Annotated in this window: 22 protein-coding genes; 5 read left to right on the top strand and 17 right to left on the bottom strand. The window is 38.1% G+C overall.

Annotated elements, in window-relative coordinates; genetic code table 11:
- The first annotated feature begins 292 nt into the window (after positions 1 to 292).
- Entirely contained in the window at positions 293 to 1,480 is a 1,188-nt protein-coding gene (locus DLJ74_RS05870; protein WP_245902268.1) for an ROK family protein, read from the top strand.
- Positions 1,481 to 1,547: 67 nt separating this feature from the next.
- Positions 1,548 to 2,270 (top strand): GTP pyrophosphokinase, encoded by a 723-nt coding sequence (locus DLJ74_RS05875; protein ID WP_109983728.1) that lies wholly within the window; start codon positions 1,548 to 1,550, stop codon positions 2,268 to 2,270.
- Positions 2,271 to 2,444: 174 nt separating this feature from the next.
- On the opposite strand, the gene DLJ74_RS05880 is transcribed toward DLJ74_RS05875, so the two are convergent.
- The 14 genes from DLJ74_RS05880 to DLJ74_RS05945 form a co-directional block, all read right to left on the bottom strand.
- Positions 2,445 to 3,362: an aldo/keto reductase gene (locus DLJ74_RS05880; protein WP_109983729.1), complete on the bottom strand. Its 918-nt coding sequence runs from the start codon at positions 3,360 to 3,362 to the stop codon at positions 2,445 to 2,447.
- Between the two features lie 71 nt (positions 3,363 to 3,433).
- Positions 3,434 to 4,522 (bottom strand): ABC transporter ATP-binding protein, encoded by a 1,089-nt coding sequence (locus DLJ74_RS05885; protein WP_109983730.1) that lies wholly within the window; start codon positions 4,520 to 4,522, stop codon positions 3,434 to 3,436.
- Entirely contained in the window at positions 4,519 to 6,222 is a 1,704-nt protein-coding gene (locus DLJ74_RS05890; RefSeq protein WP_245902269.1) for an ABC transporter permease, read from the bottom strand. The genes DLJ74_RS05885 and DLJ74_RS05890 overlap by 4 nt, the downstream gene beginning before the upstream one ends.
- Before the next feature lie 41 nt (positions 6,223 to 6,263).
- Positions 6,264 to 7,271: an ABC transporter substrate-binding protein gene (locus DLJ74_RS05895; protein WP_109983732.1), complete on the bottom strand. Its 1,008-nt coding sequence runs from the start codon at positions 7,269 to 7,271 to the stop codon at positions 6,264 to 6,266.
- Positions 7,272 to 7,308: 37 nt separating this feature from the next.
- The gene (gene surE, locus DLJ74_RS05900) at positions 7,309 to 8,091 is read right to left on the bottom strand and encodes a 5'/3'-nucleotidase SurE (protein WP_109983733.1); all 783 of its coding nucleotides are present in this window, start codon (positions 8,089 to 8,091) and stop codon (positions 7,309 to 7,311) included.
- Positions 8,069 to 8,878: a sugar phosphate isomerase/epimerase family protein gene (locus tag DLJ74_RS05905; protein WP_109983734.1), complete on the bottom strand. Its 810-nt coding sequence runs from the start codon at positions 8,876 to 8,878 to the stop codon at positions 8,069 to 8,071. The genes surE and DLJ74_RS05905 overlap by 23 nt, the downstream gene beginning before the upstream one ends.
- Positions 8,879 to 8,881: 3 nt before the next feature.
- Positions 8,882 to 9,691 carry a PHP domain-containing protein gene (locus tag DLJ74_RS05910; protein WP_109983735.1) on the bottom strand — a complete coding sequence of 270 codons (810 nt, stop codon included), beginning with the start codon at positions 9,689 to 9,691 and terminating at the stop codon, positions 8,882 to 8,884.
- A 292-nt stretch (positions 9,692 to 9,983) separates the two neighbouring features.
- Positions 9,984 to 10,850: an ROK family protein gene (locus DLJ74_RS05915; protein WP_109983736.1), complete on the bottom strand. Its 867-nt coding sequence runs from the start codon at positions 10,848 to 10,850 to the stop codon at positions 9,984 to 9,986.
- A gap of 13 nt (positions 10,851 to 10,863) precedes the next feature.
- Complete coding sequence (locus DLJ74_RS05920) at positions 10,864 to 12,252, bottom strand: glycoside hydrolase family 32 protein (protein WP_109983737.1); 1,389 nt, start codon at positions 12,250 to 12,252, stop codon at positions 10,864 to 10,866.
- Positions 12,253 to 12,286: 34 nt separating this feature from the next.
- On the bottom strand, positions 12,287 to 13,669 hold the full coding sequence (locus DLJ74_RS05925; protein ID WP_109983738.1) for a sucrose-specific PTS transporter subunit IIBC: 1,383 nt from the start codon (positions 13,667 to 13,669) through the stop codon (positions 12,287 to 12,289).
- A 154-nt stretch (positions 13,670 to 13,823) separates the two neighbouring features.
- Positions 13,824 to 14,813: a LacI family DNA-binding transcriptional regulator gene (locus tag DLJ74_RS05930; RefSeq protein WP_109983739.1), complete on the bottom strand. Its 990-nt coding sequence runs from the start codon at positions 14,811 to 14,813 to the stop codon at positions 13,824 to 13,826.
- A 135-nt stretch (positions 14,814 to 14,948) separates the two neighbouring features.
- The gene (locus tag DLJ74_RS05935; RefSeq protein ID WP_054859733.1) at positions 14,949 to 15,596 is read right to left on the bottom strand and encodes a uridine kinase family protein; all 648 of its coding nucleotides are present in this window, start codon (positions 15,594 to 15,596) and stop codon (positions 14,949 to 14,951) included.
- A gap of 45 nt (positions 15,597 to 15,641) precedes the next feature.
- Complete coding sequence (locus tag DLJ74_RS05940) at positions 15,642 to 16,085, bottom strand: VOC family protein (RefSeq protein ID WP_109983740.1); 444 nt, start codon at positions 16,083 to 16,085, stop codon at positions 15,642 to 15,644.
- Positions 16,086 to 16,238: 153 nt separating this feature from the next.
- Positions 16,239 to 16,613: a hypothetical protein gene (locus DLJ74_RS05945; RefSeq protein WP_054787168.1), complete on the bottom strand. Its 375-nt coding sequence runs from the start codon at positions 16,611 to 16,613 to the stop codon at positions 16,239 to 16,241.
- Between the two features lie 168 nt (positions 16,614 to 16,781).
- Here DLJ74_RS05945 and DLJ74_RS05950 point away from each other — a divergent pair, with 168 nt between their 5' ends.
- The 3 genes from DLJ74_RS05950 to DLJ74_RS05960 all read left to right on the top strand — a co-directional run bounded on the left by DLJ74_RS05950 (position 16,782) and on the right by DLJ74_RS05960 (position 20,487).
- Positions 16,782 to 17,078, top strand: coding sequence for a hypothetical protein (locus tag DLJ74_RS05950; protein WP_109983741.1), 297 nt, complete (start codon positions 16,782 to 16,784; stop codon positions 17,076 to 17,078).
- A gap of 87 nt (positions 17,079 to 17,165) precedes the next feature.
- Positions 17,166 to 18,890, top strand: coding sequence for an ABC transporter ATP-binding protein (locus DLJ74_RS05955; protein ID WP_109983742.1), 1,725 nt, complete (start codon positions 17,166 to 17,168; stop codon positions 18,888 to 18,890).
- Positions 18,891 to 19,002: 112 nt separating this feature from the next.
- Positions 19,003 to 20,487 carry an extracellular solute-binding protein gene (locus tag DLJ74_RS05960; protein ID WP_109983743.1) on the top strand — a complete coding sequence of 495 codons (1,485 nt, stop codon included), beginning with the start codon at positions 19,003 to 19,005 and terminating at the stop codon, positions 20,485 to 20,487.
- Positions 20,488 to 20,562: 75 nt separating this feature from the next.
- Here DLJ74_RS05960 and DLJ74_RS05965 read toward each other — a convergent pair whose 3' ends face one another.
- From DLJ74_RS05965 to csaA, 3 genes are all read right to left on the bottom strand, one after another.
- The gene (locus DLJ74_RS05965) at positions 20,563 to 20,763 is read right to left on the bottom strand and encodes a helix-turn-helix transcriptional regulator (RefSeq protein WP_109983744.1); all 201 of its coding nucleotides are present in this window, start codon (positions 20,761 to 20,763) and stop codon (positions 20,563 to 20,565) included.
- A gap of 8 nt (positions 20,764 to 20,771) precedes the next feature.
- Positions 20,772 to 21,278 carry a DUF6773 family protein gene (locus DLJ74_RS05970; protein ID WP_109983745.1) on the bottom strand — a complete coding sequence of 169 codons (507 nt, stop codon included), beginning with the start codon at positions 21,276 to 21,278 and terminating at the stop codon, positions 20,772 to 20,774.
- Between the two features lie 132 nt (positions 21,279 to 21,410).
- Positions 21,411 to 21,743, bottom strand: a complete 333-nt coding sequence (csaA, locus tag DLJ74_RS05975; protein WP_054787165.1) for a chaperone CsaA — start codon at positions 21,741 to 21,743, stop codon at positions 21,411 to 21,413.
- Positions 21,744 to 22,076 lie beyond the last annotated feature (333 nt).

Here is a 22,076-nt window from a genome sequence, read left to right on the forward strand (position 1 = left end):
ACTCCCACATTAGTTTATTGGGTAAATTAATTAGTTGAGATCATTATAAATGAAAACGTTTTATATTTCAATATTTTTTTAAGATTACCTTATTTCCTTTGTTTTTTCTATATTAACGAATCGGTTAAGCTCATCATTTTAATTCTATTAAATCTATCTAGTAAACAAATTATCATCTTTCTTGTGAATTTATAGCCAGTTTTACATTGATTTGTTATAATTCCATTTAATATAAGTTTACATCTATAATTTATCCGTTAAACAAATAACTATTTGAAAAAGGGGGAGAATCGTGATAGGAGATGGAACCTATATAAAAAAAATGAATCGTGATCTGATCCTGCAGGAAATATTTACTCAGAAAAAAATCTCAAGAGCGAATCTATCAAAGAAGACAGGCTTAAATAAAGCAACTATATCTAGTCAGGTTGGAGATTTAATCAAGGACCATTTTATCTTTGAGACACAGGAAAAACATAGTGGTTTAGGTAGAAGACCTATTTTACTATCTATCAATGAAGAAAGTGCGTATTTTTTAGGGATCGATTTAGATTATGAAAACATTCTATTTAATGTGATGAATCTTAAAGGAGATACAGTCCTTTTTGAGAAAGTCGATTTATTTTCCGATATTTATGAGGAGATAGTTGAGCTTTTAGCAAATAAAATTTCCCAATATAAAACAATTTTCGCTGATTCAACCTATGGTTTAGCACAAGTAACGATTGGTATTCATGGAACTGTTTCTACAGATGAAACGATTTATTTTATTCCAAAATATCAATGGCGAGAGAAGGATTTAAAGAAGGATCTGATGGCTAGAGGTATAAAAAACGTCTATATAGAAAATAATGCAAACCTTTCTGCTTATGCTGAAAAAGTTTTTTACTACCATCAAAGCAATCATTTATTAAATATTACATTATCTACAGGAATTGGTGCTGGAATTATTATTAATGGAAATTTACAAAAGGGATACAATGGACATGCCGGCGAAATCGGGCATATGATTGTTTATCCGAAAGGAAGGCCTTGTCGTTGCGGCAATGAGGGCTGCTGGGAACGATATGCCTCTGAACCAGCACTGTTGAACCGTGCAAAGCATGTCCTTCCAGTGAACATTTCATCCCATGCAGATTTGGAGAAATTAGTCGATAATCGAGATAAAGACGCGATAAAAGTAATCAACGATTGGTTAGCAGATGTAAGTATTGGTTTAAATAATATTATTAATATTTATAATCCTGAAATGATTGTCTTAAACAGTCCTATTTTAAATTTCTATCCACATGCGTTAGAAGAACTAGATAAACATTTGGTTTCTTCTGTATCGAATTACCATAAGATAGCCGTTTCTGAGCTTGGTGGAAAAGCTGGTGTTGTAGGTGCATGTGCCATAGGTATTCAGCGATTTATGGGACTACCTCAGCTCTCTTTATTAGGAACCAACAATATAACCGTAAATGAAGCTAACCTTTGACTTTCATTCACATGCTAGTAATAATAGTAATAGATACCAGTCATTTGAGAGGAGTTCTACTAACTAAATGGATACACCCCTAGATTACAGCAATATCAAAAAGCTAAAAGTTGAATTAACTCGTTTTATGATGGCATATAAATTTGCACTAGAAGAGGTTAATACGAAAATTAATATACTTCAGCAGGAATTTCAGTATATGCATGATTACAATCCAATTGAACATGTCAAATCACGGGTGAAATCACCCGAAAGTATTATGAAAAAGGTACAAAAGAAAGACCTACCATTTGATCTTGCTACGATTAGAGAACATATTCATGACATTGCAGGAATTCGTATTAATTGCTCTTTTGTATCCGACATATATCGTATTGCTGATATGCTTGAACAGCAAAAGGATATTACCGTTATTCAGAAGAAGGATTATATTAAAAATCCTAAGCCTAATGGCTATAAAAGCCTGCACTTAATTATCCAAATACCTATTTTTATGTCAGATAGAGTGGAAAATGTGTTTACAGAAATTCAAATTAGAACGATTGCGATGGATTTTTGGGCAAGTCTAGAACACAAAATTTATTATAAATATAATAAGGTCATTCCAGAACCCTTACAGAAGGAATTGAAGGATGCAGCTCTATCTGCTAATGAGTTAGACGAGAAGATGGAGCGAATTCATAAGGAAGTCAACAAAATAAAAGCAGCTGACACTCTCGACCAACATAGCGATCAGGTCGTATTTCCACCTGAGATACTATCCATTATTGCAGAAACAAAAGATCATTAAAAACATTAGAAAAACTCGCATTCGCTCCTCCTTAAGCGGATGTGTTAGCTTTTCTTATCCTTTGGATTTTCGCTTCGTCGCATTATTTCTGCAGAAATTTTATACTTTCCAAAGGTATAAAGAAAAACCTATGATTACTTCCATAACATAGGTTTTTCTCATTTAGACTGCTTTTTATGGTAGACGATTGCCTGCTGTTCGATACAACTCATACCATTCTTCTCGCGTTAACGAGACATCGGAGGCTTTCGCAATTTCCTTCAATCTTTCTGTGTTCATAGTACCGACGATTGGTTGCATATGAGCAGGATGTCGCAATATCCATGCAGTAGCAATCGTTGTTTTCGATACACCTTTTGCTTCAGCTATTTCTGCTAACTTTTTGTTTAATTCGGGAAATTGATCATTGTCCACGAAAACTCCACCAAAGAAACCATGCTGGAATGGTGACCATGGCTGTATCGTCATATCATGAAGACGGCTGTAATCTAAAATAGCACCATCACGAACAATGGCTGGATCATCTTCCATATTAACGTTAAGTCCTGCATCTATCATTGGTGTAAACATTAAGCTTAATTGGAGCTGATTCGCAATTAAGTCCTGTTCTACATATTTTTTCAACAATTCAATTTGCATGGGATTATGGTTACTCACACCGAAATGGCGCACCTTCCCGCTTTGCTTCAATTCATGAAATGCCTCTGCAACCTCTTCTGGTTCTACTAATGCATCTGGGCGATGGAGTAATAAAACATCTATGTAATCTGTTTTTAATCTTTTTAAGCTACCATCGACAGAGCTTATAATATGTTCCTTAGAAAAATCAAAAAATCCTTTTCGAATGCCGCATTTTGTTTGAATAACGATTTTTTCACGCGTTTGTGGATTCATTTGAATCGCATCTGCAAATATTTCCTCCGACTTTCCACCACCATATATATCTGCATGATCAAAGAAATCAATACCTAGATCCAGTGCATTCTCAATAACACGACTTGCTTCCTGTATCGAAAGCTGATCGATCCGCATACAGCCTAATGAGATTTCACTAGCATGCAAACCACTTTTTCCTAGTTCTATTTTTTTCATCTCTGATCCTCTCCTCTCCACAAGGTAGCATTAGTTTATCATACCCTAACTTTGAAAGCGATTAATTAGCTCTAATAGACGTAATGCATATGTGTTGGAGTACTACTTAATAAAACCTCCTGCTTTATCTCTAGAAAAACCTGCTCACCTAAATCGAATGGATCCCCTAGACCTGTTTGAATCTGCCACTCCTCCCCTAAAACCTGCACATTGTAATGCATTTCTTTTCCTTGAAATTGTATCGATGTAATCACTGCTGGAACAGCTTGATTGGAGGACTGCTCCTTAGTTAGGATCAGCTGTTCTGGACGAATCGGATAGTAACCTAATTGCTTCATATCTGGCTCTATTCCTATATCTGGCCACTGAATACTTGGGATCAAATCTGGTGTAAAACAATCCTTCGTCCACTTCCCTTTCATTAAGTTTGCCTTCCCTACGAATTTCGCAACAAATGGCGTCCTAGGATGATGATAAATCTCTGTAGGTGTATCAATTTGTTCTATTTGTCCATTATTCATAACGATGATTCGATCTGCCATTGCTAATGCCTCACTCTGGTCATGCGTAACGTATAAAATGGTTGCATTCGTCAATCGATGCAATGATTGAATTTCACTTCTCATCTCCATTCTGAGCTCTGCATCTAAATTACTTAAGGGCTCATCCATTAGTAGCAGTTCAGGCTTTGGAGCAATGGCTCTTGCTAAAGCGACACGTTGTTTCTGACCACCAGATAGTTCACTTGGCATCCTGGTACGGAAGGATTCTAATTCCACTATTTTCAGCACGTCCCCCATGCGTTTCTTCTGATTTTGCTTTATTTCCTCTGATACAAATCGATGATGCTGTAAAGGAAATCGAATATGTTCTGCCACATTTAAATGTGGCCATAGAGCAAAGGACTGAAAAACCATTCCAATATTCCTTTTTTCAGGTGGTAAGGTTTTCGTTGGATTGCCAACCTCCTGATCCCCAATGGTAATCGTTCCTTCTGTTGGTGATAAAAATCCTGCCAATAGCCGTAGTAGCGTTGTTTTTCCACAGCCAGATGGTCCAAGAATTGCAATGAATTCACCCTTCTCTATAGAAAAATCTATGTGACGTAATGCTTCAAAGCTAGAAAATCTTTTACTTAGCCTTTGCACCTTTATAGTCATCTTGTTCGAGCCACCTTTCGATTCCATAAGAATTGTGTGATATACAATAGAAAAAAGCCGAGTAATATGAAAATAATGATCAGACTAGAAAATGCCGTCGAATAAGTAGTATAGCCAGCCTGTTCAAATCCAAAAATGACAACACCTATTGTTTCTGAATTACTAGACCAAAGAAGAGAGGAAACCGTTAATTCAGTTAAAGCTGTCAAAAAAACTAGAAAAGCACCACTTAATATACTTGGTAACAATAATGGTAATAAGATCTTCCTCCATTTCACCCAACTGTTAGAACCACTAACAATCGCTGCCTCTTCCATCGTATAATCAACCTGTAACACTGCCGTAATGCTCCCTCTTACTTGTAAAATGAGGAATCTTGTAAAATAGGCAATAAATAAGATAAGCACAGATCCATAGATTCCAGGATTCCAGCCAGGGATTGGCTCCATCCAAGCAAAAATCATGGATAATGCCATTACCGTTCCAGGCAATGCATATGGTAGGCTTATCACGATTTCCGATAATTGATTCCACCTATTTGGTTTACGCACACGGAAATAGGCAAACATTGTTCCAATCATTACACCGATAATCGTGATGACGACAGCTAGCTGAACACTATTGCCAATCGCTCTTTTCGCTTTTGGACTCGTTTCTAGTACAAATTGATAGTTTTTCAGGCTGATATGATCCCAAGTAAAATCTACCCCATAAGCAGGAAGTAAAGAGGTCATTCCCATCGCCAAAAGTGGAACTAAGCTGGTCAGTAGTAAAAAACTCCATAATATGATTTCAACGATGACCTTTGATTTTCTTAAAAAAAATCTAGCCTTCTCATCCTCTACTGTTGTTTCGATTCGCTTTGATTTTCTGAGTAAAAGCCATTGCAGGAACGTCCCCATTAAAGCAATTACACCTAACAAAACGGATAGTGTGGAAGCACGTTCAAAAGCAGTGGGACCAAAACCGACAACCTGTTGATAAATATAGGTGCTGAGCACATCAATTTTTGCTGGAATTCCTAGAAAAGCTGGAATTCCGAAATTATCTAAATTGGCTAGAAACGCTAGAAAACCACCACTTGCTATCCCAGGTAATGCTAGTGGTAAGGTCACTCGTCGAAAGGTTTGCCAGCTACTGGCACCCGACACACGCGATGCATGTTCTACTTCACGTGGTATTTTTCGAAAAACACTAATGGAAAGTAAATAAACGAGTGGATAATGAGAAAATCCAAGTACAAAAATGATGCCACCCATACTATATAAATTAACCGATCCTAATGAAAAGGGAAAAAGTTCTGCTAACTTTTCGTATAAACCATTTGCTCCGAAAAATTGTGTCCATGCCAATGTCGTAATATAAGAGGGTATAACAAAGGGCAAAATGATAAATAGTTGCATTAGTCGCTTTCCCCGAATATCGGTATATGCTACAAGCCAAGCAAAAACAATGCCTAGCGTTACAGAAATAGTAGTAGATCCGAGCACAATGAGAATCGTATCTCCCATAACTGACCATGTCTTACTATCCTGTAAAATCGTCGTATAATTCGCAAGGCTAAAGGATCCATCAACCTGAATGCTTAAGGCTATTAATCGATAAATTGGAAGTAAGAAAATAATTGCAATCATAACTAAAGCTAGACCCATTAAAATTTTTTGCCAGGTAAAGAGAGAAGATAATGCACGTTTTGGCATTATCCCCCTGTTTTCTTTTGTGGAAATTTGCATGTTTTCACCTATTCTCCAAAGAGTTGATTAAATCTTTGCTTGTCTTCCTCTCGTGCTTTAAATAATTCTTTAGTATCCGCTTCTAAGACTTTCATTTCCTCAATCGTTTTTAGACCTTTAGGTGCTTCTACACCTTCCCGAATCGGCGTGTAGCCTATTTCTGATGCAAGCTCTTGTCCTTCTTCTGATAAAACAAAATCGACAAATGCCTTAGCGGCAGCTTCATTTTGTGTATCTTTCATAATTCCAATCGGCTCCGTGATGACTGGTACTCCTTCTTCCGGATAGACGAGTGTCACGGGAGAACCTTCTGCTTCAGCACGTGCCACGACAAAATCGACAACCATACCATAGTCCACCTCTCCTGCAGCAACAGCTTTTAAAACGGCGCCATTACCTTGGGTGATTGTCGGATTACCTGCTTGTATAGCTTCGTAAAATTCCCATCCAAATCCATCAGTGCGTGTGAAAACTCCTAGATTGTAAGCAGCTGCTCCGGAATATAATGGGCTTGGCATCGCTACATTACCACTTTGTTCTGTTAAAACATTCCATGATGCTGGGGGCTCCTTTACATTATCGGCATTCACTACCATTGCCGTCGACATAACCTTCGTGCCTGCATACATATGATCTGGATCGACGAATGGCTCCGGAATGGATTCCATTTCAGGGGATTCATATGCTTTTAGCATCTTTTGTTCCTTTAAGCTTTCAAATGTTACCGAATCTGCAACTAAGAGAACGTCTGCTTGCACTTCTCCCGCTTGTTTTTCAGCTTGCACTTTACTCATCACTTCTTCTGTTCCAGATCGATAGATAGAGACATTTACATCCGGATATTTTTCGTTAAATGCTTGAACTAATTGTTCTGCATCCACATCTGGTTGAGAGGTATAAAAGGATAATTCTCCTGAAACGTCTGAGCTTTCCTTCCCAGAAGTTTCGGAGGTAGAACATGCTGCTAAAACGGTGATAAGACCAATGAATAAAATCATATTTTTCCAACGAAACATAACATAATTCCTCCTTAAATTAAAATTCTACGGAAGCTTACGGACGGTTAACGCTGTGGGAAAACCATCGATTCAGTTGTTCTTTTTTTCTTTTATTACTTGCTCTTAGCTCAACAGGCGAAATCGTAATATATCCTTCTCGCAGGCTACTAAAATCTTTATTTTCCCTCAGTTTATCTAGCTGCTGGTATTCGTCCTTTAACCAATAATAGATTTGACCATGTGGATCGTTCAGTCCAACATAGCGATAACGTTGTACCTGCATATCTACATCCACCACTTTAACACCACGGCACAATTCCTTTGAGGTGTATGGTAAGTTCACATTTAGCAGTATTTCCTTAGGTAATGTATATTGAAAAATCACCTCCGCCAATCGATAAAATAAAATTTTGACCTGCTCGTAATTCACATATTGACTGTCAAACGATGCTAACGAAACAGCAACAGCAGGGATGTTATGTAACGTAGCTTCCATTGCTCCTGCGATCGTACCCGAATAAAAAATATCTCTTCCTAAATTAGGCCCAATATTAATCCCTGAAAAAACGATATCTGGGGGTTCTTTCATTAATACATTGATCCCCATGTTCACACAATCTGCTGGTGTGCCATTCACCATCCATGATTGGATTGCTGTCGTAAAAAGCTTATTTTTGATCGCTTTAATTGGATGGCGTAATGTTATGGAATGACTGATAGCACTTCTTTCCTTATCTGGACTTACGACATATACCTCTCCAAAGTGGCCAAGAACATTCACCATTGCTTCTATACCTGGATGAAAGATGCCATCATCATTTGTAACTAAAATTCTCAAGCGCTTCCCTCCCTAAGACTGCCTTTTGCTCTACATACTGAAGATGCTTTTTTAATAAGGGGAATGATGGATTTTGATCGAATCCTTCCAAAACAATAGGTAAATGACTATCCTTTAATTCGGTAATGATTCTATCTAATTTGCTCTCCCCATCACCTAATGCAATATGGTAGGCTTCCTTTGAAGTATCACTAAGATGGATCTTATTAATGCGATTCAGTTTTTCATAGTAATTGTTCGGCTCTACATCTAATGGAACATGTGCCACATCAAAGGTTACCCGAATGCGATCAGGTAGCCCCTCCAATAGGTCGTTCATATCATTCGGAGTGGTGATAAGCTCCTTTTGCTTCTCCTCCATTAACTCTACGGATAGGTGGACATTGTATTGATTTGCTTTTTCAGCTAGTCTGAGCAAATTCTGTCTTAAGACCTTTATATAATGCTTTCGATCCACATGCTCGATCGTCATTTTCCCTGGATGAATTGTTATATTCCTTGCATCCAGCCTATCTCCTACTTCCATCGCATACTCGATTTCCTTTAATGAACTTCTTTGTACTTCCGGGTTTAATGCACAAGGATTTAGATCCCAGCTTGATGCATGAATTGTTAAGGATTGATTCGTATACTTTTTAGCTTCTATGATCTCTTCAAGAGTGGATTGATGAAAATGTATCTGGTCTATCCAAACCTCTACTCCATCTAAATGAAATGCTTCTGCTATTTGCAGCACATCAGGTATTGGGTAGTTCCAACAAAGGGTTGAAGACAGATATAAGTACATCAGCTACACCTCCTGTTTCCATTGGTCGATACAGTCCGATTCAACCAAAACACTTCCAATCGGATAAGGATTTCGGGAGCTTGGTCCATGATGATCACTTCCTCCAGATTGACGGCAGCTATATTTTATGGCGATTCCCTTCCAATATTGCGTGTCACTTACAGAATGCTTTGGATGATAGACCTCTATTCCATCAAGGCCATTCTCCATCAATTTTTTTATAGGAGGGATTTCAGGATAAATACCTGGATGTGCTAAAAAAGCTTGTCCACAAGCTTCATGAATCAAGTCAATTGCTTGTATTGCTGTGAACGGAGCTCTCGGCACAAATGCATCTGCGCCTTTTTTTAACAGTTTTTCATGGGCTTGCTTACTTGTGTGAAAATAGCCTTTTTCGACTAAAACATCTGCTATATGTGTCCGTACGATAATATCTCCAGTTGCTTTCTGAAGACATTCCTTTAAGGAAACAGCATAGCCTAACTGATTTAATTTTTCGATAATATCTTGAGCCCATTGCTTCCGTTCCTCTTTACGCCAAGCAATATGTCTTATTAATGCCTCACAGTCAGGGTTTATATAATAGCCGAGTATATGTAATTCGCCATCTTCCCCGTCTGTATTAAGCTCTATTCCGGGAATCACATGTAAATTAGCTGGCGCATTTTTTCTTGCCTTAACATAACCAGCCATTTCATCATGATCTGTGATCGATATTATCGTGATCTCTTTTCTCACTGCTGTGGCCACAATTTGCTCAGGGGTTAGCTCTCCATCGGAAAAAGTGGAATGTATATGCAAATCGATTATCATCACTCACCTCACTTCTAGTTGTCTGTATCTATCATTCTACTAGGCAAGTTTTAATTACGATTAAACAGAATGTCTAAAGTTTGTGAAGGAAATGTAAAGGGAAGGAAAACAGAATTCCTTGGAAAAGTATGATTTTATAGGTATTGGAAAGGAAAGGATGTAAATTAATTTACGTTTGGTTCATATGTTTGGGGTAGCTTACATCTAATTATCGAATCCATTTTTTAGAGGAGCTCGCGTTAGCTTTTCTTATACTACTAAAAAATCCCCGAGAATTGTCTCGGAGATCTATTTATTGCATTGCTAAGTATAGTGCACCTTTTACGCCAGCCTCGTCGGTTAGACCTGGTGGCACGATGTATTGATCAATTTCTTTTTCTGTAAGATAAGGAGAACTAACATAACCATTTAGCATTTCTAGTACATTTTTGCGAATGAGTGGGAAAAGCTGTTCTTGCTTCATTACACCACCACCCATAATAATTCGTTCAGGAGACAGAATATAAATATAGCTTGTTAATGCTTGGGCTAAATAATATGCTTCCATTTTCCAAACCTTCTGGTCATCTGCTAGCTCATGGCCCTTCTTACCCCAACGTCTTTCCAAGGATGGACCTGCGGCGATTCCTTCCAGACAATCACCATGGTATGGGCATGTGCCACTATACGTGTCATCTGGATGTCTTCTTACCTTAATATGACCCATTTCAGAATGAGACAGTCCCTTCAATGTTTGACCATGGAAGTAGGCACCTGCACCAATGCCTGTCCCAACCGTAATATATAGGCAGCTATCCACATCTGTCGCATTGCCCCATTTCGCCTCAGACATTGCTGCTACGTTTACATCTGTATCGATAATGACTGGTACGCCTAATGCTTCCTTTAATTTAGCTCCTAATGGATAGTTCACCCAGTCCGTTTTTGGTGTTCGCTGGAGTTGACCATATGTTGGACTCGTTTCATTGATATCGATTGGACCAAAGCCTCCTAAACCGAGACGTTCTATTCCTTTATCTTGAAAAAACTCGATGACTTTAGGAACGGTTATGTCTGGATGCTCCGTTGGAATGATGATTTTTTCTAAAATTTCCCCTTGCTCATTGCCAATTCCTAGTACAAATTTGGTTCCTCCTGCTTCAATTGCGCCTAACTGCAACCTTACGACCTCCCTATTGTAATGACCAAACCTTTAGATTACCTTCTCCTGTAATGGAGAGGCTTCTATTCTGTTTTTGTGGAAAAATTCTTGCTGTAAACACCAATTCTCCATGGTTCACAAAAATTTCTAGAGACGAGCGATCAAGATAGCACCGGATCTCCAATAAATGATCGGCCACAACAGCCACTCGTTCCTCTCGTTGATGACTACTCAGTTTTGGTCTTGTTAATTTGACTTGTTTTGTTGTTGGATCAAAATCTATTGTAGCATAACCAAACAAGTCTATGTGAAGGTTTTCTCTATTTTCTGGCGTGATAATAAATTCACTAACAGCAGGAACATCACCTGTCCAATTTATCTTTACCTGTGTATCTACTAGTTGATGTTTGCGCAATGCTTGCAATTCTTTGACAGGCTTTTGATAGATTCGATCCTGATGCATAACTAATTCTCTTGGGAGCGTAAGCTGGTGAATCCAATCATTTTCGATCGTTGGATGAAATGGCTCATTTTCATCTGCCATCCCCATCCAAGCAATTAAAATGCGTCTGCCTTTCTTATCTAAGGTTGTCTGTGGAGCATAAAAATCAAAGCCATGATCAAGCTCAAAGAAAGGTCCATGCGTAAAGTCAGTGGTACCCTGCTGCCAATTTCCAATCATATAGCCTGATTGAAAAGTATTCTGATAATGAATGCCATCTGCTTCGATTCCTTGTGGGGAAAATAGCAAGACATCCTTTTCGCCTAATCGAAAGAAATCGGGACATTCCCACATATAGCCAAAGCCCCCTGCAAGCTGTCCATGAAATTGCCATTCTTCTAAATCTTTGGAAGAATATAAAACTACACAACCTTCTTCCTCTATTGTCTGTGCACCTAGCACCATATAGTAGTGCTCCGCTTCTTTCCAAACTTTTGGATCACGGTAATGGGCTGTATATCCTTCTGGGACATCGAGCACGACCCCTTTCTTGTCAAATTTCCTTCCATCCGTAGAAACTGCTAGGCATTGGTACGATTGACGCTGCCCATTAATTTTCACATTCCCAGTATAATAAAGCTGTAATTTATTTTCGATTGCAATTGCACTCCCTGAATAACAGCCATCCTTGTCATACCATGAACTCGGGGCTAAGGCAATTGGTTCTTCCTTCCAATCAATCAAATTACTTGAGCTAACATGTCCCCAATATTTTGCACCATGTCCTGTCTCAAATGGCATCCATTGATAAAACAGATGGTAAGTGCCTTTCCACTCGATCCAGCCATTTGGATCATTTATTAGTCCTGTTGGTGGTGCGATATGATAGCTAGGAAAATAAGGATCCTGCTTTGCTTTTCCTTGAAATTGTTCTATTCGTTTGTATGCAAGTTCTTTCAGTTGTTGATCTTGATTCATGTTTAACATCCCTTAATAGATTTTATTTCTTTTTTTATTCATCCTTGTAACCGAACAGATACGTAAGTACAAAGGCAACAGCAATACCAACAATATTTACGATTAAATAGAGGAAGATTTGCTCATTTAGATATAATAACGTTCCTGGAATGACAGTAATCGCCATACCAGTTGCTTGTAAACGTAAAATATCTGCAAGAAATCCTCCAATCGCCCCACCAATTAACCCCATGATGAATGGTTTCCCGTAGCGTAGGTTCACACCAAATATTGCTGGCTCTGTAATACCTAGAAATGCCGACAGGGAGGATGGATAAGCTAGTGCTTTTAATTTTTTTGATTTTGTTTTCACGGCAACCGCTAATGCAGCCCCACCTTGTGCGGCAATGGCAGCAGTAACAATTGGATTAAATGGGTTAAACCCTAGATTCTCTAATAATTGGATCTCCAAGAAATTAAAAATATGATGAACACCCGTTATTACAATAATTTGATTGAAAAAGCCTATAATTAATCCAGCCAATCCAAACGGTAGCTCTAATACGGCTATCACTCCATCGAAAATGCCATTTTCTACTAGGTGGAGAATTGGCCCTAACACGAATAGAGACAAAGTAATCATAATAAGCAATACAATAAATGGTGTAACGATTAGATCCAATGCCTCTGGCACCCGTTTACGGAAAAACCTTTCTACTTTAGCACCAATCAGACCTGCAAAGAATGCCGGTAAGACAGAGCCCTGATAACCAATAACTGGGATAAAGCCAAGAAAATATAATGGATCTGCATTGCCTTCTGCTACTGCCCAAGCATTCGGAAGTGCTGGGGAAACCAACATTAACCCAAGTACGAATCCAATGATAGGAGTTCCACCAAATACTCTAAAGGTCGACCATGCTACAAGTGCTGGTAAAAACACAAAGGCTGTATCTGTTAGCACCTCAGTAAATAATAGAAAGTTATCGGATATACTATCGGGTGTCAGTCCAAAAAGAGATAAGACCTGTTCCTGTGTCAATAATCCGCGAAGTCCCATAAACAAACCTGTGGCAACAAGAACAGGTATAATAGGAACAAAAACGTCACCAAATGTACGAATCGCTCGTTGAAAGGCTGTTCCTTGTTTTGCCGCTTCCTGTTTCATTTCGGACTTTGTCGTTCCTGAAACTCCTAGATTGTTGACTTCTTCATAAATACGGTTGACTGTCCCTGTACCAAAAATAATTTGATATTGTCCTGAGTTAAAGAAGGCACCTTTCACCTTATCAATCTCTTCTACTTTTTTTTCATTAATTTTGTCTTTGTCATGAACCATAATTCTAAGTCTTGTCGCACAATGTGCCACAGATTGAACGTTTTCCGGTCCACCTATTGCTTCTACGACTTGTTTGGCAATGTCCTGATTGCTACTCATAAATATCCTCCTCTATACATGGTATCGATTCCACAACGAGCTAAAAAAATTTTAAAATAGGATTGCTTCTACTTCACACCTAACAAGGAATCGTTCCCATATTCTTTATTAAAAAGAACAATATGGTATCGATCTCATATTGTTCACGTTTTCATCATACACTATCTCGTTTTAAAAGTCTATAGCTGTGAATAACCTTTTTTTCTACTTCATCTTCTCCCTCTAATGCTTTCACCATTAATTGTGCCGCTAACGTACCCGCTTCCTCATTTTGAAAATCAATGGTTGTTAGACTCGGCTCTAAATATTTCGATAAAGTCGACGCACCCGTTGCTCCAATCGCGACATTCTCTGGTATACGGTACTGATGATCCTTCAAATATTGAATAGCACCAATTGCCATTCGATCTGTGACGACAAACACAGCATCAGGTCTAGATGACGAGGTTTCCATCAATCGCCTCATCGCTTGATATCCTGATTCAATACTAAAATCCCCTAGCTGAATCCATTGCTCTCTGACGGTAAGATGATATTTTTTCAATGTATCGACATATGCTCTTTTTCTCTCTATTCCGATAGCCGGATCTTCCTCCCCAACACCGATATAAGCAATTTGGCGATACTTTCTTTCTAGCATATATTCGATCATTTCAACGGTAGCTAGATAATCTGGATAGATAACCGAAGTAGTCTCAGGCATATCTTGTCCAATGACGACAATCGGAACGCGACTTTCCTGAATGGCCCTCATTAATTCTGTTGAAATATGTGTACCTAATAAGATAATTCCATCGACATTACGCGATTGAAGTAAGCGGATAAACTCAATTTCTTTTTCATGATTTAGGGACGTATCGGCTAACAGCACCTGATAGTGATTCTTTTGCAAGAACTGATTAATCCCGCTGACTACTCGACTGGCGGTTTCTGTGCTGATCTTTGGTAAAATCACACCAATCACACCTGACTTTTTCGTTCGTAATGATTGAGCAGACTGGCTCGGCATATAGCCGGTATCATGGATGACGTCTTGGATTCTTTTGGCAGCCTCCTCACTCACATAACCATTTTTGTTTAAAAATCGAGAGACGGTAGATCGAGAAACTCCTGCCATCTTCGCGATATCGTTAATTGTTGTCATTACTTATCTCCTTACACAACCTATTTCCCCTTATTCTATCGCATTCTATCTTCTAGGAAAAGTCATTCTTAGAAAGAAGGCATCAGAAAGTCTAAGTTGGGAGATGCTGTTCACTCTTTTCTTCGCGAATGGATGTCAATAGATAAGTTCATATTTTTCCACGATGAACCCCTGATTATTGTTTTTTATCACTACATCAAAATGCTGATGATATGGATGCATGAATAATTCATATTGTATTCTGCGCTCTTGATGAGAATCTCTTAGGTATTGAATATCTGTCCCTCTTTCAGATATATCTCGAATTTCTCTTCTCTTGAACTCCGTTTCTCCGTCCGTATATAAATAGACCGTCAAATCAAATAATTGTTGACTCAAAAAAGCCATACTCATTCCCTCTATAATAGTTACTTTTTTTGCGGAAGAAATAAACGTGCTTTCTTTAAAATGTGTGCCAATTGTATAAAAATCTAAACCTTTTCTAATCATGTGAATATCTCTTTCTAATGCGGACAAATGATGGGCTGTAGGATGACATGCGGTCATTTTATAATGATGTTCTTCATGGTTATATTCATAATTCAATACGGTGTACTTACGCAGATCCGAGCCGATAATATATGGGTCTGTATTCATGAAATTTAGCGCTTTATCTCCTAGATAATGGATAAGTTTATTGGCAAAGGTGGTTTTCCCAGAAGCACCATGACCGGAGATTCCTATGATTACTTGTTGATCTTTACTATTTATAAAATTAGCTATGTCATCTATTATTTTATCCATTATTCTCTCCTTTTTATATTGCATAAGGATTTATGCTGAATGCCTTTAATTTTTAATGATCAACATGTTAGAGTCATCGAATTCCCAGACTGAGCCATAGGCTACCTCCCAGTAATAACCATCAGGGTCAATGAAATACCCTCCGTATCCACCCCATGATAAATTTTGCGGCTCTTTGACTACTTGGGCACCGACTTTTTTGACTAATTGAAAAATATGATTCACCTCGATTTCAGATTTTGCATTATAAGCAAGCGTGATACCCGAGAATCCCCCTTTTGACAATTCTGGAGGATGATTTTCGTTGATATCCTTTGCCAATTCCTCGATTGGAAATAACTCTAACTTTGATCCCTCATTTTTAAAGAACACAATAACAGGCTTTTCCTCGTCACCCGTCACAGATGCTTCAAAACCTATGTCTCGGTAAAACTTCAGCGATTCCCCAATATCCTTTACACCTAAAGTAATAAGATTAATTCTGTTCATATTAGGCATCAACTCCTAGATAAGATATGACTACTACCATTAGTAGGTCTTACGATGTTCTTCTAGTTAGATTCGACAAATGATTAAATTTTCCTCTTTTAGGGTGCTAACCTTTGTCTATTTCAAAAGGACGTACTTATTGATAGGCGCGTCCTACAAAGAATTTTTCTTTTGTGGGTTAACTCTAAGAATCGTTCCACAGGGATCTGAAATCCAATAGCCCTCTGAATTCTCGTGAACCTCTACTTCGTCTCTTCTATTAATATGATTCTCACGCAAATAGTCTGCCGCTACCTTCACATTGTCTGTCTGGAGCTCCAGCCATACATCCTGTTTAGAATAATTGTCCATACAATCCAACCATAGTGTGACATCACCAAATTGAAAGGCATGTGATCCGGCCATATTGCCCAAATAGGGTAGCTTGATGACTTCTTTATAAAAATGGACTGTCTCGCTGTATTGATATTTAGGAATTTTTAGTGCAATGTTATTTCCACCTTTGAATTCTCCCTTTGGTTTGTTCAAACAGACAACCTCCTTTTATCTTTACTCTACCATCTGTTGTTATTCTTCGTTTCTTCTATATTGCTGTATTGCTACTCCATCACGTAAGAATCATTGTAAAAAACGGGATCTCTATGCAAAATAAAAGCTATTTTGGGGATAGTAAGCATAAAAGGTGGTGAAAAGAGAATGGATATGGAGATGTTTATGATTATCGGGATTTTAACTGGTAGTATGATTGTTTTATTAAAGCATTGGCCATTGCTTTTACTTCAGGTTATATATCTGATTATGGCTGGATTTACGGATGGTCTCCTTTTTGTCATTTTGTTCATTGGGCAAATACTGTTTGGTTTCTGGATACTTTATCGATTGTTCATGGCGGTTGACTATGATTATACCCTTCAGATGGATCAGATTGAAGTCATTCCACAAAAATACACAAAAGGCGGAAAGCTTGGACGGAAAAGAAATTTTCTTTTTTAGATTACATCGAACCCTTTTCCCATCATATTTCGGTATTTTCTGCTATAATATGTGAAGCCAAATATCTATAAAGGAGTACACATTCACATGTTAAAGCAATTTTTTTCTTACTATAAACCACATAAACGGCTATTTATGATTGATTTTACGAGTGCAATCATTGTAGCTATTCTAGAGCTTGCATTCCCGCTTGCTGTACAATGGCTGATCGATGATTTGTTGTTAGAGGGTAGCTGGAACGTCATTCTGACTGTCTGTATTCTCCTGTTTGCTGTTTATTTATTGAGTACCTTCCTTCAATTTATTGTGAGCTATCTTGGACATAAGCTTGGAATAAATATTGAAACAGATATGCGTGAGGAATTATTTGTTCATGTACAACGTCAGTCCTTTCGTTTTTTTGATAATACAAAAACAGGACATATTATGAGTCGGATCACGAATGATTTATTCGATATCGGCGAGCTTGCGCATCATGGACCAGAGGATGCCTTTATTGCAGTAATGACATTCGCTGGGGCTTTTGGAATTATGTTTACGATTAATCCGACACTTGCTGTCATCGCACTAGTCATTGTTCCACTGCTTGTTGTATTAGTTACCTATTGTAATATGGCAATGAATAAGGCATGGCATCAAATGTATGGCAAAATCGCGGATGTTAATGGACGAGTGGAGGATGCCGTTTCTGGTGTTCGTGTCGTTCAATCCTTTACTAACGAGGAGTTTGAAATTAATCGTTTCAAAAAAGACAATGGCCTGTTCCGTAAAGCAAAGATTAAAGCATACAAGGTAATGGCAGGAACGCATTCCAGCATTTATATGATGACAAGATTTCTTACTTTAATCGTCCTAGTTGTTGGTGCATGGTTAAGTCTTCATAACAAGCTCTCCTATGGCGAGTTAGTTAGCTTTGTGCTTTACACTAATGTTTTGATTAAACCAGTTGATAAAATCAGTGCATTGTTAGAGCTCTATCCAAAGGGCATGGCAGGGTTCCGTCGTTTCCGTGAGCTTCTTGCCAAGGATCCGGAAATTGTCGACGCTCCTGATGCCGTTGATGTAGCTAGTTTATCTGGTAATATTCAATTCCAACATGTCGATTTTTCCTATGATCAGTATCAGCGTGTCTTAAAGGATATTAGCTTAAAGGTTAACCCTGGTGAGACCGTTGCATTTGTGGGGCCATCTGGTGCAGGAAAAACGACGATTTGTTCCCTTATTCCTAGATTTTATGATGTGGATAGTGGATCAATCACCATTGATGGAATCGACATTCGGAAGATGACTAAAAAGTCATTGCGTGATCAAATTGGAATTGTTCAACAGGATGTCTTTCTATTTACCGGTACTGTACGGGAAAACATCGCGTATGGCAAGAAAGAGGCGACAGAGGAAGAAATTATTGAAGCCGCTAAAAAGGCACACTTAGATGAGGTTATTGCCAGTCTACCTGAAGGATATGATACTCAAATTGGTGAGCGCGGCTTGAAGCTTTCTGGTGGTCAGAAGCAGCGTTTAGCCATTGCGCGAACATTTCTTAAAAACCCACCGATTCTCATTTTAGATGAGGCGACTTCTGCCCTAGATACGGAGACAGAAAGATTAATTCAACAATCCTTAGATCAACTGGCAGAAAACCGTACAACACTTGTCATTGCTCATAGACTTGCTACCATTCGGGATGCCGATCGTGTAGTTGTTGTAACGAAGGACGGCATTGCAGAAGAAGGCACGTATCAAGAATTATTAGCTCGAGATGGTGTTTTTGCAAGACTACATGCGATTCAGTATGAACAGAAAGAGGACTAGATTTGTCTTCTTTCTTTTTTTTGCCATCGAGGGGGCTGTGTGCTAGCAAGGATAAAAAGATTCTACCAAACATATATATTTAGGGAGTATTTTTTTAAAAGGGGCTGTTTTGATGAAATGTAAGGTGAGGATTTTTATTTATTTTATTCTTCTCGGAATGATGTTAATTGGGTGTAACCAAAATGATCGCACTACACAGGAGGAGTCAAAAGTAGACTCAGAAATTACAATATTAACACCACTCCATACAGCCGAAACACCCGATCCCAAAATCGAAGAAAAAATAGAAGAATTAACAGGCGTTCAATTAGACCTTCAGTATGTGCCTGCTAGTAATTATCAAGATCGTATGAGTACAGCCTTTGCAACCGGCAATATGCCAGAGGTTGCGAACATACCTATCGAAGGGAACTTTAAAGAAGCAATAAGGGATGGACAGTTTTGGGAGATTGAGCCCTACCTTGATGAATTTGAAAATTTAAAGAAGCTAAAGAAGGAAATTTTAGATAATACAAGAGTGGATGGAAAGCTGTATGCTCTCTATCAAGGGCGCCCATTGTCTCGACAAGGCATTATCTACCGAAAGGATTGGGCAGATAATCTAGGGTTATCCACACCACAAACTACCGAAGAATTTTTTAATATGCTGAAGCAATTTACCGAGAATGACCCTGATGGCAACGGCAAAGATGATACAATCGGTTTGGCTGATCGCGGTGATCTAGCATATGGTTCCTTTAACACGATCGCCTCTTGGTTTAATACACCGAATGAATGGGGAGAAAAAGATGGGGAGCTACTTCCCGCATTTATGTTCCCTGCATATAAGGAAACACTACAATTTATGAGGCAATTACATGAGAAAGGCTATATTAATCAAGACTTCCCTGTTACGAGTAAACCGGATCAGCAGGATATGATTAAATCGGGGAAAGCTGGAGCTTATATCGGCTGTATGTGTGATGTTAGTGCTTTATACAGTGACGGGGTAGCGATAAATCCGGAAATGGAGCTGGATGTCCATAACCAAATAAAAGGACCTCATGGAGAATATCAAATATGGAGTATTCCAGGATACAATCATCCCTATTTCTTTCCAAAGTCTTCTGTCGAAACAGAGGAGGAATTAAAAACAATTTTGGCCTTTTTTGACAAGATGATGGAGCCTGAGGTTGCGAATATCGTTTATTGGGGAATAGAGGGGGAGCATTACACGTTAGAGAACGGGAGAGCACTTGCTATCGAGGATAGCGGGAAGCTTGAGCGAGAAGTTATCCCCTATCAAACACTTGAAATTGGCGAGTCTGATACAAACGGACGCTATGAAGGCGCCTTTCCATTAGAAGCAAGAGAAAAAGCAGAAGCGTTGTTTAAAGACAATGAAAAATATATTATAAAAAATCCGACCGTTACGTTAGACTCAGCAAACTTTGATTTAAAAAGCGAGGAACTAAATACGATGATAACAGATGCAACCTTCAATTATATCTTAGGCGAAATAGACGAAGAAGGCTTTGATCAAGCAATTGCGGATTGGAAAGCAGCTGGTGGAGATGATGTAATCATGGAATACAATCAAGCAAATTTAGAAAATTAAGCGAGGAAGATTGGAAATCCGAACCATCTTCTAACTAGCGGTCACAATCCTATGGTTTGGATTCCCCCCTTCCTCTCATCCATCTTCCTCCCAAAACAAATCATCTAACGTTTTATTTAATGTACGACAAATCGTTATACATAATTGTAGGCTAGGATTGTACTTACCTAGTTCAATTAGCCCGATCGTTTGTCGAGTGACGCCGACTAATTTGGCTAGTTCTGCTTGTGATAGATCATGTTCTGCTCTGGCCATCTTTAGCTTTAAATTTTTCATCCTCTCACCTATTCCTCTAGCTGCTTCTCTATGACTTTGTCACTCTTTTTCTTTGCTGCAGAATAGCTTCCAAGCATTAACAATAATAGAATTGGCATATAAATGATCAGAGTGACGATAAAAACTAGAAAGAAATAATAATAGGCTTGCATTTGACTGTCTGCATATTGATAGGCACTATTTACTCCGAAAATAATACCAAGCAATACGCCAATTCCAATTCCTGAGAAAATCGTTTTTGACTGGTAGCTCCATTTGTTTTTCTGATCGTGAATTTCCACCTCAGCTGAAAAAAGTCCAAGCTTAGCTGATCGTATCGCATAATAAATTCCGCTAACTAATACGATTAACATCTCCGTTCCTACAAGATTTAATGAAATCTCCCCATTCATAATGAACTTATAAACAATAGATAAAAAACAAATTACATATATCAATAAATAAATTTCTCGATAAATCCTATTTTGTTCCGCTGTTACTCGCTCATCTTGATAACGTTTTTTGCGAAATAGCATCTTCATTCCTCCATGTTTTTCTTTTATTATAATTCAACACATTACATTTTGCAATATATATTTGCCTTTAAGAATAATAAATCAAACAAAAAGACTCCTTTTCTATAAAAGGAGTCCCTTCGCTATCGGATTTTATGAAATTTTTGTTCCATTCTCTACTTCCTCATCAGGATGCAGAAGAACAACATCTGTATCATTTGGCACTCCACCTAATACGAGAACCTCTGACTTATACCCTGCTATTCTCATTGATGGAAAATTGACTACAGCAGCTATTTGTCTACCGATTAATCTTTCAGGGGTATAGCGTTTGGTAATTTGAGCAGATGATTGTTTGATCCCTAATTGTTCCCCAAAATCAATTTTTAGTTTGATGGCTGGTTTTCTTGCTTCCGTAAATGGCTCTGCCTCCAGAATTGTTCCTATTCGTAGATCCAGTTTCATAAAATCATCAAATGTCGCCATGCTATCACTCCTATCAATTTCTATCTATTAAAAATATCATAATTAAACAACTTTTTTAATTGGACGATATAGTCTATTGGGGCTTATAATTATTTTTATCGTTCATTAAAACACATAAAATTCCTTATTTTATCACTATAAAAAACAGGAAAAAAGTCCTGTTATGGAGATAAATATCTCTATATCAACTATTAGCACTATCTTTTCTATTAAGCTTAATATTTTCCCGAGTTTTTTCTATTGTAAAAAAGAACATTTTAAGATAGAATACAATATATAGTTAAAAAACAAAGAAATTCATCAATATATTGTATTATTTATAATTCTTTCTTT

This window comes from Gracilibacillus dipsosauri, from assembly GCF_003176895.1.
GTDB lineage: Bacteria > Bacillota > Bacilli > Bacillales > Amphibacillaceae > Gracilibacillus > Gracilibacillus dipsosauri.